The organism is Pseudoalteromonas sp. NZS100_1, assembly GCF_015864285.1.
Classification (GTDB): Bacteria; Pseudomonadota; Gammaproteobacteria; order Enterobacterales; family Alteromonadaceae; genus Pseudoalteromonas; species Pseudoalteromonas arctica.
Map to the genome: position 1 here is coordinate 102,000 of NZ_JADYXN010000007.1, position 18,899 is coordinate 120,898.

Genomic DNA, 18,899 nt, shown 5'->3' on the forward strand with positions numbered 1-18,899 from the left:
TAAATTATTATGGTAAGTCAACAACAGTCACCACGTTGTGAACCTAATACAGGTAAGTACACTGCCATGCCAGAAACGCCGAGTAAAGAGCTCATGCAAGCGCTTATAGATGTTGCGCAATCACGCGATAAAAAAGCGTTTTCATATTTATTTGAATACTTTGCGCCAAAAATTAAACGCTTTGGAATTAAGCAGTTTGGTGTTGAAGCGCAAGCTATGGAGCTTGTGCAAGAAACATTAACGTCTGTTTGGCGTAAAGCACATTTGTATCATAGTGATAAAGGTGCGGCGACTACGTGGGTTTACACCGTTATGCGTAACGCTTCATTCGATATGCTTCGTAAAATGAAAAGTAATAAAGAAGAAAACATAAGCGAAGACATTTGGCCGTTATTAAACGACTCACAAGATACGCATCACGAATACAGCGATCATTTAGAAGATAAACAAATTAAACGCTACCTCGATAAATTACCTATTGCTCAACGCGAAGTGGTAAGAGGCGTTTATTTTCAAGATATGTCGCAAGAGCAACTTGCACATCAACTTAATATTCCAGTAGGCACGGTAAAATCACGATTACGTTTGGCCTTGCAAAAATTACGTAATGAAATGGGAGATCAGCATGATTAAACATCACCCGAGTGAAACTTTACTGACACAGTATTGCGATGCATCACTTGCTACATCACTAAGTTTAGCCGTATCTATACATGTAGATATGTGCCCTGTGTGCCAAGCTAAAGTAGCCAAAATTGAAGCAAGTAATGCGGACGCATTATTTAGTGAAGAGCCTGCCAAATTTGAGAAACCTCAAACTGAGCAATCTGAATTACTTGAAGAATTTGAATTAAATGTACTTGATATGATCATGTCTGATGATTCTATCGATGAGGTTTATGAAGTTGAGCCTGTGTCTGTAAGTATTAACGAACACAATTATCAGCTGCCGCGTGCTTTAACACGTATTTCTCATAGCAAATTTACACAAGTTGGTAAGCTAGCGCGTTCTCGTGTTGCATTAGATGATGGTGCGCTGCGTTCAAGCTTATTACATATTGATGCTGGTGGTGAAATTCCTGAGCATACGCATACAGGTTTTGAAATTACCTTACTATTAGATGGTGAATTTAGTGATGAAGATGGAAGCTATGTGCCAGGTGACTTTATATGGCAAGATGGTAGTCATCAACATACTCCTTTAACAAAAGATGGATGTTTGTGCTTTACAGTTGTAAGTAGTGCGCTACATTTTAATAAGGGCTTCAGCAAGTTACTAAATCCAATAGGTAATTTGATTTACTAAGAGAATATATGCAAACAGATATAATAAAAATAGGTATAAGCGCCTGCTTAGCAGGCGAAAAAGTTAGATTTGACACAGGACATAAAAAGTCAAATTTTTGTATGGACGAATTAGGCAAACACGTTGAGTACACACGTTTTTGTCCGGAGGTAGCAGTAGGTTTACCGATACCTCGTCCAACTATTCGTCAAGTTAAAGTAGGCGATACTATTAAAGTATGTCGCCCAGATGGCACCGGCGAAGTAGGGCAGCAACTTACCGAATATGGTAAAAAAATTGCAACTGAACAAGCTAAAGAATTAAGCGGATTTGTATTTTGTGCAAAAAGCCCAAGCTGTGGTATGGAGCGCATTAAAATATACAATGAAGCTGGTACGGGCAATACCTCAGAAGGTGTAGGTTTTTTTGCTGAGCAAATAATGAAGCATAACCCATTGTTGCCATGTGAAGAAAATGGACGTTTAAACGACATGCACTTACGTGAAAACTTTGTAATGAGAATTTACGTATTTAAAAATTGGCAAAAGCTAGTACAAGAGCCGCTATCGGTTCACAAGCTTACTCAATTTCATTCTCAGTATAAGTACTTGTTAATGGCTCATAATTACCAAGCTTATCGCGACTTGGGTAATCTGCTAGGAACATATGTAGGTGACGATATAAGCGCAGTTGCTGATGAATATATTTTAGGTTTGATGACGGGTCTTAAAAAGCCAGCTTCTCGAAGAAATAACTGCAACACGCTAATGCATTTACAAGGTTACTTTAAAACATTTTTATCGAAGGTTGAAAAACAAGAACTTCGTGATGCAATAGATGAATATCGCGAAGGGTTGGTGCCATTGTATGTACCACTTACTTTGCTAAAACATCATTTGAAGGTTCACCCAAATGAGTACCTTGAAAAACAAGTGTTTTTTAACCCTTATCCTCACGATTTAAAATTACGATTTGGTATTTAATGGATACATTATTTTGGTTTAGGCGCGATTTGCGCCTTTTTTCTAACGAGGCGTTAATTCAAGCGCTTAATAATGGCGCTAAACACGCCATTTTTTTTGTGTCTGAAAAACAGTGGCAACAACATCAAGCTGCGCCTATTCAGATTGACCTACTCAAGCGCCGAGTTGCTTACCTTCAATCACAGCTTGCTGATGTCGGTATTACTTTACACATTATTGAAGCGCCAAGCTTTTGCGATTGTGAGCGTGAACTTATTAATTTTTGTAAGTTAAACGATGTAAAACATGTAATTGCTAATACAGAATATGAGCTTAATGAAGTAAATCGCGATAAGGCAATTTTGCATGAATGCGATGAGCTTTCTATTACTTTTACCTTGTACGAAGGCGATTTAATTGCACCTGTTGGCACGGTTAAAAACCAAAGTAATGAAATGTACAAAGTGTTTACTCCGTTTAAGCGAGCGTGGTTAAAGCAGTACCAAGATACGCACTTTAGTTTGCCACAATGGCCTCTCAGCTCTGAGCCAATAAAGTTTGATGAAAGCGATTTACTCAAAAGTGATGGAAGCTCTGATAAGTGGCCGGTTGACGATGAAACACTAGCAACCGTGGTCGATAACTTTATATGCGATAAGCTGACAAGTTATGACGACCAGCGTGATATACCCAGCATAAAGGGTACATCGGGTCTAAGCCCTTATTTAGCACTAGGTATTGTAGGTACTAAGCAGCTACTTATTAATATTCAACAGCGCTACCCTGACATTTTAACTACGTCGAAAAGTAAAACCTTTACGTGGATTAACGAGCTCATATGGCGTGAGTTTTACAGACACTTAATTGCTGAGTTTCCTAAGCTTTCGCGAGGCGATAACTTTAACGAAAAGTATAACGCGGTAGTATGGCGTAAAAACGAAAGTGAATTTAAAGCATGGTGCGAAGGGCGTACAGGTTACCCGTTAGTGGATGCTGCAATGCTACAACTAAAGCAAACCGGTTGGATGCACAATCGTTTACGTATGGTTGTTGCGAGCTTTTTAACTAAGCATTTATTAATAGACTGGCGCGAAGGTGAGCGCTTTTTTATGCAGCACCTAATTGATGGCGATTTAGCCTCAAATAATGGTGGTTGGCAGTGGGCTGCAAGTACCGGGTGTGATGCTCAGCCTTATTTTAGAGTTTTTAATCCTATCAGACAAAGCGAGCGCTTTGATCCAACGGGCAAGTTTATCCGTAAGTATTTGCCAGAGCTTGAAAACGTGCCAGATAAACACATTCATTTTCCACACACTTATTTAGCCGCAATAGGTAAAGATAAGGAATGTTACTGGCCAGCAATAGTTGATCATAAAGCGGCACGAGAACGTGCACTTGCTGCATTTAAGGTGTGATATGGATAACCAGTTACCAGTAGATAAATTTGTTGAAATATACCAACAGCTTGATAGCACTAATCTTGATTTATTGAGTGATATTTACTGTGACAACATACAGTTTATAGACCCAATGCACGAAATTAATGGCATTGTAGAATTGCGCAGGTACTTTGCTAACTTATACAGCAATGTTAAGCATTGTCAGTTTGATATTAGCGATTCGTTTAATAGCGGAAACAATGCTTTTATTTATTGGACTATGCACTATGCACATCCAAAGCTTTCATCAGGTAAAACTATATCGGTAGAAGGTCATAGCAAGCTTATTTTTGAAAATGGCAAAATTATCAAGCACAGAGACTACTTTAATGTGGGCGAGTTGCTGTACAAACATATTCCTTTACTTGGTAGTGTTATAAAGCTAATTGATAAAAGGGCAGGTTAATTATGATCACACTTATAACGGGTGCTACTTCTGGTATTGGTGAGCAGTTAGCAATTAAATATGCACAGATGGGAGACACTGTTATAGCTTGTGGCCGTAATAGTGAAAAGCTCGCTGAGCTTGCTAAATACGACAATATTCAAGTATGCAAATTTGACGCAACTAATCTACAAGACATTAAAGAGTCGACAGTTGGCTTTCCTCATTTTGACCGTGTTATTTTAAACGCGGGTAACTGTGAATACATAGATGACGCACGAAACTTTGATAGTGCATTGTTTGAGCGTGTAATAAACGTAAATTTACTCTCTATGGGGTATTGCCTTGAGGCGCTACTTCCTAAAATAAATTCAGGTGGTCAGCTTGTTTTGGTCAGCTCAAGTGTTACCTATCTTGCGCTACCTCGTTCAGAAGCTTATGGTGCATCAAAAGCGGGTGTAAGTTACTTAGCAAAAAGCTTAGCTGTTGATTTAGATGATGTTGATGTGACTTTAGTTCACCCTGGCTTTGTGAAAACTCCGCTTACTAATAAAAATGATTTCCCGATGCCTATGGCTGTTACCGCTGAAAAAGCCGCAGACTATATGATTAAGGGGATACATAAGCGCCGAAAAGATGTTCACTTTCCGTACCGTTTTACACTTATATTAAAAGCATTACGTATTTTACCACTCCCAATTTGGCTTAAAATCGCAAAAGGATTAGCCCGTTGAAAAAAATAGCAATAATAGGAACTGGTGTATCTGGTTTAACATGTGGGCATTTGCTTCATAAACATTACGATGTAACCGTATTTGAAAAAAATGATTATATAGGTGGCCACACTGCAACGGTTGATGTTGATGTATGCGGCATAAAATACGCAATAGATACTGGCTTTATTGTATTTAATGACAGAACTTACCCATACTTTGAAAAGTTACTATCGCGTATTGGTGTAGATAAACAAACAACGCAAATGAGCTTTAGTGTTCATAACGAAGCCACTGGCTTTGAATACAATGGCCATACGTTTACAAGCCTGTTTGCACAGCGTCGTAATATTTTTAGACCAAAGTTTTGGCGATTATTGTACGACATTGTTAGGTTTAACAAACTGTGTAAAGCACTACATGAAAAAGATGATTACCAATCTGATCAATCATTAGGGCAACTGCTTAGTGACAATCACTTTAATGACTTTTTTAAATACCATTATATTCTTCCGATGGGCGCAGCTATTTGGTCTACCAGTATTAAAGAAATGGAAAATGTAGGCGTTGAATTTTTTGTTAAGTTCTTCTTTAATCATGGCCTTTTAGATGTAACAAATAGACCACAGTGGTATGTAGTACCAGGTGGCTCTCGTCAGTATATTAAGCCACTGATCAGAGGTTTTGCTGATAAAATTAAACTTAATACAGATATTAAATCTGTTACGCGTCAAAATGATGAAGTAACAATAGAGTTTGCCAATGGTGAATTAAGTAAGTTTGATAAAGTAATATTTGCTTGTCATTCAGATCAGGCGCTTGCACTACTTGGTGATGCGACTGAGCAAGAAAAGTCAGTATTGGGTGCAATAGCTTACACTGAGAATTCAGTTGTGCTGCACACCGATACAAACCTTTTACCTGATAGAAAAGCGGCATGGGCAAGTTGGAACTACCTACTTAATAACAACACTGATAAAGCAGCTGTTGTTACTTACCAAATGAATATTTTGCAAGGTATACAATCGGATACACAGTTTTGTGTAACGCTTAATCATCTTGAAGGAATAAGCCAAAGTAAAATTTTGCGCGAGTTTACTTATCATCACCCTGTATTTAACCAAGAGTCAATTGCTGCTCAAAAGCTTAAACACAGTATTGATGGACAAAACAATAGTTATTTTTGTGGTGCTTATTGGTACAATGGTTTTCATGAAGATGGCGTACACAGTGGTGTAGATGTAGCCAAGCAACTTGGGGTCGAATTTGACTAGTGCAGTGTATTTAGGCGATGTAAAACATCGCCGTTTTGCTGTTAAAGAACATCGTTTTAGTTACCCTTTGTATATGATGTGGGTAGATTTAAATAATCCTCAACAACTAAATAGTGTGCATAAGCACATAGGTACATCAGGCTTAAAAGCGTTAAAATTTAATGAAGCTGATTATCTTAAAGACACCTCAGAACTTGCTAAACGACCTCTTATTGAGCGTGCGCATGATCAACTTGCCAATTTAGGTATTACTGAAACCTTTTCTCATATTTACATGTTAGGGCAGTTTCGTTGTTTTGGTGTGTATTTTAGCCCTGTTAATTTTTACTTTTTTGGCCACAACGACACCCGTTTTAAGTACATGATTGCTGAAGTGAGTAATACACCATGGAACGAACGTCATTATTATTTAGTCCCTTTAGAAAAAAAAGTGAACTTTAAGAAGGTTTTTTCCGTATCACCTTTTATGAATCTAGATATGAACTATCATTGGCATGTTAAACAATCGCCTGATAAAACATTGATACACATTGAAAATAAGCAAAATGAAGAGTTATTATTTGATGCAACACTTCGCTTGAAACGTAAAGAACTCACTAACGAAGAGATTAATAAGTTGTTTAAACGTTTTCCGGCCATGACATGGTCTATTTTCAAAGGTATTTATTATCAAGCATTAAAGTTGTTTATAAAGCGAGTGCCTTTTTTAGGTCACTCAGGTAAGCCATAAAGCACATAGGTAGTCAGGACAATTAATAGGTATTTTAATGGATAAAGTGTCGAGCTTAAATTGCGAACAAAGCACGAGTTGGTTAACTAATATATATAAAAAATTAGTGACTAAAGCCTTTTCGTCAATTGAAACAGGTCAAGTTGTTTTAATTGAAGGAAATGAGCGTACAGTTTTTGGTGATGTATCGTCTGCGTTAAAAGCAACAGTAACAGTTAATGATAAAGCTATGTATAAAGCGTTTGCGTTATCTGGAAGCGTTGGCGCTGGCGAAGCGTATATTTTGGGACATTGGTCTTGTGACAACTTAACTTCATTCATTGAGATATTTGCTATAAATGAAAAGCAACTTGATGAGTTTGAAAAAAAATTCGCATTTTTTAGTAATATCGCACACCGGTTTAATCACATAAAAAACAAAAATTCAGAATCGGGTTCTAAGAAAAATATTGTTGCTCATTACGACTTAGGTAATGATTTGTACGAATCATTTTTAAGTAAAGAAATGCTCTATTCAAGTGCTGTATATCCTACAAAAGAAGCCACACTTGAAGAGGCTCAGCAATACAAGCTTAAACGCATTTGTGAGCAAGTTGAGCTTCAAAAAAATGATTCAGTAATTGAAATTGGTACAGGGTGGGGGGCATTTGCTATATATGCTGCCACACATTACGATTGCCATGTAACAACAACAACCATATCTGATGAGCAACATGATTATGTAGCTAACAAGATTGTTGAACTTGGTCTTGAAAGTAAAATAACATTACTTAAGCTCGATTACAGACTACTAAAAGGTAAATACGACAAGCTTGTTTCTATTGAAATGATAGAAGCGGTTGGTCATGATTATTTGCCGAGCTTTTTCACTCAGTGTGGTGAGCTCCTAAAAGACGATGGCGCCATGCTTATTCAAGCAATTACTATTGGCGATCAGCGTTATAAGCACTACTTAAAAAACTCTGACTTTATCCAGCAGTATATTTTTCCGGGCGGATGTTTGCCATCGCTTAACGAAATGAGTGAGCAGATTAAAAATAATACCGATATGGTTATTCATACTGTTAATGATATTGGCGCTCACTACGCACGAACATTAGCAGATTGGCGAACTCGTTTTATAAAAAGTTGGCCTGATTTAGACCGCTCTAAATTTGATGAACGCTTTTATCGTTTATGGTTATTTTATTTTGCTTATTGTGAAGGTGCGTTTAGAGCCAGAGCAACAAGTACGGTACATTTAATGGCGCGTAAACCTCGTTTTACTAGTGGTAACGATGATATTGCGCTCGGTTACTAATTTTGTTTTATTTCAAGCAGTGTGGTTTTTATCATTGCTGCTTGAAGCCAATTCGCTACTTTTTAGTGGCTTGATTATTGTTTTAATGTTTTGTTTGTCAAAGCAGAAAAAACAAGACTCCTTACTATTAATTAAAGCCCTACCTTTAGCACTATTGTTAGAATTTATAGCGGTAAAGTTAGGCTTGTTAGAATTTAAAGTTTATCCCTTCCCTCTATGGCTCGTCTTTTTATGGGCTGCATTATTACTTTCTTTGAATACCTCTATGGTTTTTTTGAGTAAATTAAAGCTTTGGCAGGCCTTTTTGGTATGTATGGCATTTGCGCCAGCAAGTTATTGGGCTGGAGCGCGCTTTGAAGTAATAAGTTTAGGGTTCCCTTTATGGCAATTCTGGCTCGTTTACGGGGCGCTTTGGTCTACAGTGTTTACTGTTATTCTTTTTATAAACCAAAAAATCAAGTTATTCATCAATCGCTGATCTTCCACAATTTCTATTTCGTAACATTACCCATTGACTCAAAGGGAGCTTATTTTGAAATTTTTACTAAAGGCAGTTACTTTTTATTTGCTTACCACTTCAATTGTTTTAGCTAACACACAATTTAATAAAGTAGGCGAAGCACGAATGGAGTATTTATTTTGGGATGTATATGACGCTGTGCTATTTACCCCTTCAGGTAATTACAGCGCAGGAACACATCCTGTTAAGTTTAAGCTTACCTATTTACGTGACTTTGACGCTAAAGAAATAGTAAAAGCAACAAATGAGCAGTGGGAACATCTTGGAAAAACAGGGCTGGCAGACAAATACGACAGTAAATTGTTGTCTATTTGGCCTGATATAAAAAAGGGTGACTCACTAACATTAGTGACAAATGAGCAAGGTATGAGCACTTTTTATCATAATGATGAAAAAATGGGTGAAATTGATGAACCTCAATTTTCGAGTGACTTTTTAGCTATTTGGCTTGATGAAAAAACCTCTGAGCCAAAACTACGAAAGCAATTATTAGGGAATTAATATGAACATATTAAACACGTTAAAAGCAGCTGTTATGAGCCTCTCGGCTCTACTTTTAATTAGCTGTTCGGCACCAAATGTTGAACATTATAAAAATACATCGCCAAATTTCGACTTTAAAACGTTTTTTAGCGGAAATTTGAAAGCCTATGGTGTTGTACAAGACTTTAAAGGCGAATTGACCCGAAAGCTTGTCGTAGATATGAATGCGACTTGGGACGGTAACCAGGGCGTTATTGAAGAAGACTTTATTTATGATGATGGCGAAACCCAAAAGCGAATTTGGAAAATAACGTTAAATGAAGACAATAGTTTAATGGGGACAGCAGCTGATGTTATAGGTACAGCAAAAGGCAAAAGTGACGGCAGCGTATTTCATTGGAATTATGATGTAGAGCTTCCATACGATGGCAGTACTTTAGAAGTGAATTTTGACGATTGGATGTACCTGGTTACACAATCGCGCTTGATAAACCGCACATCTATTGTTAAGTTTGGAGTCGAGGTCGGGGAAGTGACCTTAGTTATCGAAAAAATATAGCTTATTTACCCAGTTGCTTAACTTGCGCCAAAATTGTACTCAAATTAAGTCTTTGTTAACTCAACACGCTGTATTCTACCGAGAATTATTTAAATTTTACTCATTTTTTAAGAATTTAAGCAAAAAATGCAATTTGCTGTTGCTAACTCTTTAAAAATGCATAAAGATAGGTTTTGCGAAGGCAAAATAATAACGAATAGGAATCTAACAATGAATAAAGCTCAATTAGTTGAAAAAATTGCTACTGATGCAGAAATCTCTAAAGCCGCTGCTACTCGTGCTCTTGACGCGTTTACAGGTGCTGTAACTTCTTCTTTAAAAGAAGGTGATTCAGTAGCATTAGTTGGTTTTGGTACTTTCTCAGTAAAAGAACGTGCAGCTCGCACTGGCCGTAACCCACAAACGGGTGCTGAGATCCAAATCGCAGCGGCAACTATCCCAAGCTTTAAAGCAGGTAAAGGTCTTAAAGACCAAGTAAACCCTTAATAGGTTTAACGAATTAAAATAAAAAAAGAGCTATTTAGCTCTTTTTTTTATGTTTAATAAAGACATCAATTGATGCCTTTATATTATAAATTTATGCTTTTAAGGCTTTATCGCCTCGGCCAATGCCAACAGCACCAGAACGTACAACTTCAATAATATCGGTTTCATGGCGAAGTGTGTCTAAAAACGATTCTATTTTGTCTGTACTGCTCACTAGTTGCAGGCTATAGCTTTGCCGGCCCATATCTAAAATAACACCCTGGAACACATCAACTACGCGGGTAACCGCTGCACGAGTCGTCTCGTCTTGAGCAAATACCTTAACAAGCAATAACTCTCGCTCAATGTGACTCATTTCTGTTAAATCGATAATTTTAAGCACGTCGACTAATTTGTTAACTTGCTTTGTGATCTGCTCAACCACTCTGTCATCACCCATGGTGGTAATGGTAATACGTGATAACGACTGATCATCAGTTGTGCCAACAGTTAGGCTGTCAATGTTGTATGCACGTTGTGAAAAAAGCCCAACAATACGCGATAGGGCACCAGGTTCGTTTTCCAATAGAATAGATAAAATACGACGCATTATGCTTTTACTCCTTTACGTAACCACATCTCATCAATGCCACCTAACTTGATTTGCATTGGGTATACATGTTCTTTCTCGTCTACAAGAATATCTAAAAAGACTAAACGATCGTTTATGCTCATTGCTTTATCTATAGCCGGTTGTAATTCATCTAATGTATTTACTTGTATGCCTACATGCCCGTAGCTTTCAACTAACTTAACAAAATCAGGCAGTGAGTCCATGTAAGATGATGAATGGCGTCCGCCATAAACCATGTCTTGCCATTGGCGTACCATACCTAAAGAACGGTTATTTAGGGATACAACTTTTACCGCTAAGTTGTACTGCAAACAGGTAGATAACTCTTGAATGTTCATTTGAATAGAGCCATCACCTGTAATACATACAGACTCTTTATCAGGAAAAGCAAGCTTTACGCCCATAGCTGCAGGTAAACCAAAGCCCATAGTGCCTAGCCCGCCTGAGTTAATCCATTGGCGAGGGTGCTTAAATGGATAATACTGCGCTGCAAACATTTGGTGCTGACCAACGTCTGAGCTGATATAAGCATCACCATTTGTTGCTTTGTAAACCGCTTCAATTACAGCTTGTGGTTTAATTTTGTCGCCATCAGTCGTGTTGTAGCTTAAACATTTTTGTTCACGCCAACTGATAATTTGACGCCACCAATCTTCTTGTGCGCTGCGATCAATTTTAATAGGGCTTTTATCAATGCCAGCTTGTAGTTGTTCTAGTACTGTAGCTAAGCAACCTACAACTGGTATGTGCGCTTTAATTGTTTTAGAAATAGAAGTTGGATCGACATCAACATGTACAATGGTGGCATTTGGACAAAACTTTTTAACATTATTGGTAACACGGTCATCAAAGCGTGCACCAAGTGCTAAAATCACATCTGCATTGGCCATTGCTTTATTAGCTTCGAGCGTACCGTGCATGCCAAGCATACCTACAAAATTTGGATGCACGCCCGATATACCACCCAGCCCCATTAAAGTATTTGTAATAGGTGCATTTAACGATTCAACTAAATGCGTTAATTGCTCTGATGTATTTGAAATAACAATACCGCCGCCAGAGTAAATAACCAGTTTTTTGGCTTCTAAAATAGTGGTAACGGCTTTACGAATTTGTTTTGAGTGCCCTTTAGTATTAGGGCTGTATGTTCTTAGTTCTGTTGTTTTAGGGAAATCGTATGCAAACTTAATTGCAGGGTTAAGCATATCTTTAGGAAGCTCAACCACAACAGGGCCTGGGCGACCTGTACTCGCAATATAAAAAGCTTTAGCTAAGATAGTAGGAATTTCTTTAGCGCTTCTACAGTTAAAGCTATGTTTAACTACAGGACGAGAACAGCCAACAATATCAGTTTCTTGGAATGCATCATCGCCTATTAAACTAGTAGGAACTTGGCCAGCTAGAACAACCATAGGAATTGAATCCATATAAGCAGTTGCAATGCCTGTTATGCAGTTTGTAGCGCCTGGGCCTGAGGTTGCAAGTACAACACCAACTTCGCCTGTAGCACGAGCATAGCCATCAGCCATATGCGTTGCAGCTTGTTCATGACGAACTAATATATGTTCAATGTCATCCTGCTGAAAAAGTGCATCATATAAGTCTAAAACCGAACCACCGGGGTAGCCAAATATGTATTTTACCTTTAACTCTTTTAATGCCTGAACTACTAGTTCAGAGCCATTATATTCTTGTTTGCTCATCCTCATTCCTCTGTGCGCTTTTTTATGCATAAAAAAACCCCCGCGTAGTGCGAGGGTTTTTAAAAAGCAGTATCACCTTTTAATACATCCCCGCTGGGCTTATAACTAAGACCAGTACGAGTACGACTAAAAGGTTAATTTGTGTGTTCATAGTTTTTACTCTACTTAGCAAAACACTGCTTTTAAATTAAAAATTCTGTATAGGTTTATTTTTAAGGGTTTTGAACCCTTATGTCAACCTTGAAAGTGGTTTTTTGCATTTTAAATTCGTTTTGTAGCTTTTCTTAATTTAAATCTGCAGAAATACTGTATTTAACTGAGTTAACTAGCAGAAATTATGCGTTTTAGGTTGTGTGTTTGATTTTAGTTATAAAAGAGTGTGAAAGACCATTAACTTTTATTGCACATGTTAACTATATGTTTTTATCGCATGTTTAAATTTCTATTATTAGGTATGATTACTACATAATTATGTTTGAGGAAAACACAGTGAAAAAAGTGACGTTAATTGCGCTTTTAACTACGCTATTAAGCCCTATAGTAGCGGCTAATAATTTAAGCCCGCATGATGTTGGTATAACTAACGAAGAACGTATTTTATATTGGCTTAAAAAAAGAGACCAAATATCCTCTAGTGAGTTAGATAGTTCATTTAAGTCATATATGAGTAACAAAGAAGTTGCCAATCACTCAATTAAAAATGGCTTTAGGCGATTTAAATCTTCCTCTACGGATTTTTCAAACACAAATAAAAAACAAGCCGCTTTTTCAACGTCGCTAGTGCCTGATCAAAGCGTTAATGATGTAAAAGTGTTAGCTATCTTAATTGATTTTCCTGACCTCAAACATGACGATGATCGACTTGTACAGCAAGACACCGACATGTTTTACGCTGATTATTCAACTGAACACTATCAGCAAATGCTTTTTAATACTCAAGGTTATGCGGGCCCTGATGGACAAAGCTTATCAACGGCTGCAGATTATTATAAAGCAGCGTCTGGTAATAGCTTAAACTTTAACGGGCAAGTATATGGCTGGGTAACCGCTGATAGTAATGCAAAAACATATGGTGAACGCCAAGGCAGTACGCGTGATAAAAATGCGCCCGCTTTAGTCAAAGAAGCGGTAGAAAAAGCCGTTGCACAATTTAATATTAATTTAGCCGATTATGATTTAACCGATTTAGATGATATTGATGGCGATGGAATTATTAACGAACCCAATGGCATTATTGACCATGTAATGATTTTTCATTCAAGTATTGGCGAGGAAGCGGGTGGTGGCTACCTAAGCACCGACGCTATTTGGTCGCACCGCTACTATGTATTTGATGAAAGTAGCGGGCCGAGCGAGATTGCAGGCAGCAATATAAAGCTCTTTGGTTATACAATTAATCCAATTGATGCTGGGATTGGCGTGGTGGTACATGAGTTTGGGCATGACTTGGGATTATTAGATGAATACGACTTACAATCTAACACGGTAGGTGAGCCTGTCGCGTCTTGGTCAGTTATGTCGACAGGAAGTTGGGCAGGTTCTCCACGAGGCTCAGAGCCTGTTATGTTTAGCCCTTATGCGCTTGAATATTTACAAAATCGATACCAGGGTAATTGGGTTAATCAGCTCACGCTTGATATGGATGAGATAGATGCTAACGCACAGCAAACATTAATTAATACTGCGAGTACTTCACAACTACAAAGCCAAATAAAAATAACACTGCCATCTCGACTCGAAAAATTTAAAACGCCAGTAGAAGGCGATTTTCAATACTATTCAAATACGGGCGACAATGTTAGTAACAGCTTAGTTAATACAGTAACGCTACCAAACACAACTGAGGCACTTACTTTAAGCTTTATTGCTTATTACAGTATTGAGCGCGACTATGATTTAGTACAGGTAAAAGTAAATGGGGAGCCTATTGCTAGTAATTATACGCAAGCAATTAACCCATACTATGGTGACATTGGTCCGTATATATCAGGTGATTCATTTTTTAATAGTGATGCTAAGCAACCTAACGGCTATTTAACTCATAAGTTTGATTTATCAGCTTATGCTGGGCAAATCATTGATCTAAAAATTGAATACATAACAGATGCGAACACACATTATTATGGTTTTGTTGTGGATGATATGCGTATTGTGCAAAGTGATACTTTAATTTGGCAAAATAATGCACAAGATCAAATTAACACCGAGTTTAATGGCTTTGAAAAAATAGGTAGTTACACATATGCATCGCCATCACATTACTATTTACAATTGCGTTCATACACAGGCGTTGACAGTAGTTTGCAAGCAGAGCAGTACTCACCGGGATTATTATTGTGGTATAGCAATGAATCTCAAGCAGATAACAACACGACAGAGCATCCAGGTAGTGGTTTTGCATTAGTGGTAGATGCTGATCAGCGCTCGATAAATAAAGGCAGTACGCAAACTCCGGCTGCTTCAGCAATTCAAATTCGTGATGCTGCTTTTAGTTTATATCCACAGCGAGCTGGATTAGGTGATGATGATTTATCTGCTATTACAGAGTTTACTGATAAAACCGACTATAGCTTTTCAGCGCAACAGTCATCGGGCGTTGCCCTCCCACAGGTTGGCTTTGGGTTTAATATTATAAGCCAGTCAGCTGATAGTGAAGATATAGAAGTAGAGCTTAATTACGATGTTACTAAAGGTATTAATTTTACCAAAACAGGTTTAATCGTTAATTTTAATGTAGAAGGTTTTGCACTCACGCCTGCGGATAAATTCACGTGGAGTTTTGACGATGGTAGCTCAAGCACAGAGTTAACGCCTACTCATGAATATCAAGACTATGGCACCTATAGCGTTGAGTTTATGGCAAGTAATGATACTTCACAGCAAGTAGCTATAGCTCAAGTTACATTAGTTGAGCCATTATCTGTAAATGAAATTGAATATGAAATAAACCAAGGAATATTAACAGCTCAAGCTTCGTTTACAGGTGGAGTCGCACCGTATACCTATAATTGGCAGCTAGGGGATGGAAGTACTTTAACGACGCAATCGCTCACTTATAATTATTTATACTCTGGTGATTACCAAGTAACGCTTACAGTGACAGATAACGAAGGCACGGAGCAAACTAAAGCGGTTGATGTAACGGCAACTGTTCCGCTTAGCATAGACGCAAACGTTACAGTAAATGATTTAAGCGCTCAATTTAATGCGCAAGTAACTGGCGGCTTTAATAGTTATACTTACAGTTGGGATTTTGGTGATGGCAGTGCGGTATCAAACTTACAAAACCCAAGGCATACTTATCAGACTGGCGGTGCATTTAGTGTAACGTTGAATGTTACTGATACTCAAACAAATGATACTTTTACTAAAGAGTTATCTCTTACAGTGCAAAAGCAACAAAGTAGTTCGGGTTCAAGTGGCGGATCATTGGCAGGTTTATTAGTGTTATTACTTTTATGCTTATCTAGGATAAAGCGCAGCTAGCAAATAAAAAAAAGCCCGCTAAATTAGCGGGCTATTTAAATTAATAACAAATATTAATTATAAACGGTCAATTACTGATTGAGTGAAATCAGTTGTACCGTGGCTGCCGCCTAAATCGCGAGTTGTACGGTCGCCTGATTTAATTACATCAGCAACAGCACTACGAATACGCTCTGCTGTATCGCCCATATCTAAATGCTCAAGCATTTGGATAGACGCTAAAATTACAGATGTTGGGTTAGCTAGGTTTTTGCCAGCAATATCTGGTGCACTACCGTGTACAGCTTCAAAAATTGCAGCGTCTTCACCAATGTTAGCACCTGGAGCCATACCTAAACCGCCAACTAAACCAGCACAAAGGTCAGATAAAATATCACCAAATAAGTTAGTCGTAACAATTACGTCAAACTCTTCAGGTGTCATTACCAGTTTCATACACGTTGCATCAACAATCATTTCATTTGATTCAATTTGTGGGTAACGCTCAGCTACTTCACGTGCTACTTTTAAAAACAAACCAGATGTTGATTTTAAAATGTTAGCTTTATGAACAGCAGTTACTTTTTTACGACCTTCACGTACCGCTAGCTCATATGCAAAAGTTACGATTTTTTCTGCGCCTTCACGCGTAATTATCGATTTTGCTTCTGCTTCATTACCGTCTTCACTTACTATTTGGCCTGCACCTGAGTACATACCTTGCGTATTTTCACGAATAGTAATGATATCAATATCGTCGTAACGCGCTTTAGTGCCAACAAATGATTTAACAGGGCGTACGTTAGCGTATAAACCAAATTGCTTACGAAGTGTTACGTTAATAGACGTAAAACCTTCACCTACAGGCGTTGTTAATGGGCCTTTAAGAGTGATTTTGTTTCTAGCTATTGTATCAACCGTGTCTTGTGGAAGTAACTCACCTGTTTTTTCAAGTGCAGCTAGGCCAGCATCAACAAATTCATAATCAAAGTCGCAACCTGCGGCTTTTAATATTTCAAGTGCTGAGTCGATAATGCTCGGACCGATGCCGTCGCCTTTGATCACTGTGATGGTTTGTTTGGCCATTGACTTTTCCTTTAAAGAGTTTGATTTGCACATAAATTATTACCCTGAGAGGGTAATCGCTTGTTAGATCATTTATGTGAACGTGCTTGAAAATTTAAGGGCGCATTTATATCAACTTATCACCCATTTTGCTAGTTTATACAAGAAATACTGGGTATACACCAAAGTTATAATGGGTATAAAGACGTTAAATAGGTTTCCATAAATTAAATACTATTAAATAACGCGAGAGATTCTAATTTTTGATTAAAATCAGTTGGGTTTTGCCAATTTAGTATTTTCAGTTGTTCGTTTAATGTTTGCAGTTGCCACGCTGTTAGCGCGAGTTCTGGTTTAAAAACACTCTGGGCAACAATTTTAAGTGTGATCCAGAGTTTATGAGAATCAGTTAAGTGTTTTTTAGGTGTTTGCTCTGCTTCTAAAAGTGCCGTTGTCCATGGGTTGTCACTTAATAAATGAGTAAGCTGTTGCGTTAGTTGCTCGTTATTAATTGAATCTACTCCAAAAAATGAGCAAATAGGGGCACTCAATGTTTTATTTGGTGTGTCGTCAATCAGCGTTTTACGAGAAAGCTGTGTACTGCATTGCGTTAATAAAAAATGAGCATAAGCATATAAAGGTAATGTAATGTGTTCAAACTGGTCGTGTTTATTTTTACTGACTAATAAGGCCATTATTTTCACTAAACCATTTAATCTGTTAGTAACGTAGGCTTGCAGAGGGTGTGGGGTAACATTAACTAATTGCTCAAAAACAACTCTTTGAATTATCGCAGGTGCATTATAATAACCGACCATCGATAAACTATGCTTTAAGTCTTTAGCGGCCTGATGCTCCTTATTATAAGGTTTTACTGCCTCACATAAATTAGCAACTACCTGAGGGTGAGCCGCCATTAGCTGGCTTAGCCCTTTATAGCTATATTCGTGCTGTGACTTAATATTACTTATTAGTTCAAGTAAAGACTGTGCTTTATCAACGCCAACCACACTTTTTGACTTAACATGTTCACTGTTAAACACTTTGAAGCTAATGGTTTTATCAGCGCAATGCCATTGTTTTGGGTTGTCGTTAAGGGTTGCTTTAACGCTAAACCAAGCTAATTTATTTGGATTAGTGTTACTAATTAAAATATGTTTTTGCTGCGCATCAGTCGCTAAATAAATCATGGTTTGCTCGGCATAAAAAACGCGGCTTCCCGGTAATAGTGGCCCCAAATGGGCTATAAGTGATTTGATTAGCTGCAGTGCAAACAAATTTGGTGTGCGAATATACAAGTCAGTAAGTGCTTTAAATAAACTCATGTGTTTATTAGCCGTATTACTAGTAATGTTCATACTAATAATATTTGCTAAAGCAATTAGTGTTATGCCCCCATCGTAAAGCATTATTTTAGGAGCACTTACCAATGCTTGTTTATATTTACTTAACTTAGCTAATAATTGCGTAACGGGTTTGGCAGAATCGCCACTGGATAACATTACTTTAGCAGCTAACTGATGACGCATTTTCCATATGTTTTTATCAGAGTCTTGAAAAGGTGTTTGCTCACAGAGCTTGTTTAATTGCGCTCCAACACATAAATGCTCAATGAGTGAAGCCGCTATGTATAGCTCGCTTAGGGCATTGTTATAGTGTTGAGATTTACAAAGTGCAGCGGTTATTACACTCTGACTAACTACTAAGTTGGTGGCATAAGAATAATTAGGATTATAAAGTGTTAAACGAGCTTGTAATGCGAATGGCTGTTCACTATAGAGCACTCTATATTGCTCAGCTAGCTTACTTGCCATGGGGTATAAGGCTGTCCATTTTTGTTTATTGTTATAATAGCTTAAAAACAGCTGCGTATTATTAAGCAGCTGCTCTAAAGTAGTTGAAACAGCTTCATCCATT

The 18,899-nt window shown here is 37.7% G+C and carries 18 protein-coding genes; 14 read left to right on the forward strand and 4 right to left on the reverse strand.

Features of this window, described 5'->3' with window-relative positions; all coding sequences use genetic code 11:
• Positions 1–9: 9 nt before the first annotated feature.
• The 13 genes from I6F66_RS07045 (at position 10) to I6F66_RS07105 (ending at position 10,136) form a co-directional block, all read left to right on the forward strand.
• Complete coding sequence (locus I6F66_RS07045) at positions 10–633, forward strand: sigma-70 family RNA polymerase sigma factor (RefSeq protein ID WP_024598117.1); 624 nt, start codon at positions 10–12, stop codon at positions 631–633.
• Entirely contained in the window at positions 626–1,306 is a 681-nt protein-coding gene (locus tag I6F66_RS07050; protein ID WP_197208986.1) for a ChrR family anti-sigma-E factor, read from the forward strand. Before I6F66_RS07045 ends, I6F66_RS07050 begins: the two co-directional genes overlap by 8 nt.
• An 8-nt stretch (positions 1,307–1,314) precedes the next feature.
• Entirely contained in the window at positions 1,315–2,268 is a 954-nt protein-coding gene (locus I6F66_RS07055; protein WP_197208987.1) for a DUF523 and DUF1722 domain-containing protein, read from the forward strand.
• Positions 2,268–3,662, forward strand: a complete 1,395-nt coding sequence (phrB, locus tag I6F66_RS07060; protein ID WP_197208988.1) for a deoxyribodipyrimidine photo-lyase — start codon at positions 2,268–2,270, stop codon at positions 3,660–3,662. The genes I6F66_RS07055 and phrB overlap by 1 nt, the downstream gene beginning before the upstream one ends.
• 1 nt (position 3,663) lies before the next feature.
• On the forward strand, positions 3,664–4,092 hold the full coding sequence (locus tag I6F66_RS07065; RefSeq protein WP_007580706.1) for a nuclear transport factor 2 family protein: 429 nt from the start codon (positions 3,664–3,666) through the stop codon (positions 4,090–4,092).
• Between the two features lie 2 nt (positions 4,093–4,094).
• The gene (locus I6F66_RS07070) at positions 4,095–4,805 is read left to right on the forward strand and encodes an SDR family NAD(P)-dependent oxidoreductase (protein WP_197159838.1); all 711 of its coding nucleotides are present in this window, start codon (positions 4,095–4,097) and stop codon (positions 4,803–4,805) included.
• Positions 4,802–6,058, forward strand: coding sequence for an NAD(P)/FAD-dependent oxidoreductase (locus I6F66_RS07075; protein WP_007580703.1), 1,257 nt, complete (start codon positions 4,802–4,804; stop codon positions 6,056–6,058). Before I6F66_RS07070 ends, I6F66_RS07075 begins: the two co-directional genes overlap by 4 nt.
• Positions 6,051–6,788 (forward strand): DUF1365 domain-containing protein, encoded by a 738-nt coding sequence (locus I6F66_RS07080; protein ID WP_197208989.1) that lies wholly within the window; start codon positions 6,051–6,053, stop codon positions 6,786–6,788. The genes I6F66_RS07075 and I6F66_RS07080 overlap by 8 nt, the downstream gene beginning before the upstream one ends.
• Before the next feature lie 37 nt (positions 6,789–6,825).
• Positions 6,826–8,088, forward strand: a complete 1,263-nt coding sequence (locus I6F66_RS07085) for a cyclopropane-fatty-acyl-phospholipid synthase family protein (RefSeq protein WP_197208990.1) — start codon at positions 6,826–6,828, stop codon at positions 8,086–8,088.
• Positions 8,066–8,566 (forward strand): DUF2878 domain-containing protein, encoded by a 501-nt coding sequence (locus I6F66_RS07090; RefSeq protein ID WP_197208991.1) that lies wholly within the window; start codon positions 8,066–8,068, stop codon positions 8,564–8,566. The genes I6F66_RS07085 and I6F66_RS07090 overlap by 23 nt, the downstream gene beginning before the upstream one ends.
• Positions 8,567–8,620: 54 nt before the next feature.
• Positions 8,621–9,109, forward strand: coding sequence for a chalcone isomerase family protein (locus I6F66_RS07095; protein WP_010552972.1), 489 nt, complete (start codon positions 8,621–8,623; stop codon positions 9,107–9,109).
• A gap of 1 nt (position 9,110) precedes the next feature.
• A complete protein-coding gene (locus I6F66_RS07100) occupies positions 9,111–9,650 on the forward strand; it encodes a DUF3833 domain-containing protein (RefSeq protein WP_197208992.1) in 540 nt (179 codons plus the stop codon).
• A gap of 210 nt (positions 9,651–9,860) precedes the next feature.
• Positions 9,861–10,136 (forward strand): HU family DNA-binding protein, encoded by a 276-nt coding sequence (locus tag I6F66_RS07105; protein ID WP_002962474.1) that lies wholly within the window; start codon positions 9,861–9,863, stop codon positions 10,134–10,136.
• Positions 10,137–10,227: 91 nt separating this feature from the next.
• Here I6F66_RS07105 and ilvN read toward each other — a convergent pair whose 3' ends face one another.
• Both ilvN and I6F66_RS07115 read right to left on the reverse strand, forming a co-directional pair.
• Positions 10,228–10,725, reverse strand: coding sequence for an acetolactate synthase small subunit (ilvN, locus tag I6F66_RS07110; protein ID WP_007580691.1), 498 nt, complete (start codon positions 10,723–10,725; stop codon positions 10,228–10,230).
• The gene (locus I6F66_RS07115; protein WP_197208993.1) at positions 10,725–12,452 is read right to left on the reverse strand and encodes an acetolactate synthase 3 large subunit; all 1,728 of its coding nucleotides are present in this window, start codon (positions 12,450–12,452) and stop codon (positions 10,725–10,727) included. The genes ilvN and I6F66_RS07115 overlap by 1 nt, the downstream gene beginning before the upstream one ends.
• Positions 12,453–12,941: 489 nt before the next feature.
• Here I6F66_RS07115 and I6F66_RS07120 point away from each other — a divergent pair, with 489 nt between their 5' ends.
• Positions 12,942–15,938: an immune inhibitor A domain-containing protein gene (locus I6F66_RS07120; protein WP_197208994.1), complete on the forward strand. Its 2,997-nt coding sequence runs from the start codon at positions 12,942–12,944 to the stop codon at positions 15,936–15,938.
• A 57-nt stretch (positions 15,939–15,995) separates the two neighbouring features.
• Here I6F66_RS07120 and I6F66_RS07125 read toward each other — a convergent pair whose 3' ends face one another.
• On the reverse strand, positions 15,996–17,003 hold the full coding sequence (locus I6F66_RS07125; protein ID WP_007580684.1) for an isocitrate dehydrogenase: 1,008 nt from the start codon (positions 17,001–17,003) through the stop codon (positions 15,996–15,998).
• Positions 17,004–17,209: 206 nt separating this feature from the next.
• Complete coding sequence (locus I6F66_RS07130) at positions 17,210–18,898, reverse strand: hypothetical protein (protein WP_165728002.1); 1,689 nt, start codon at positions 18,896–18,898, stop codon at positions 17,210–17,212.
• Position 18,899: the final 1 nt, after the last annotated feature.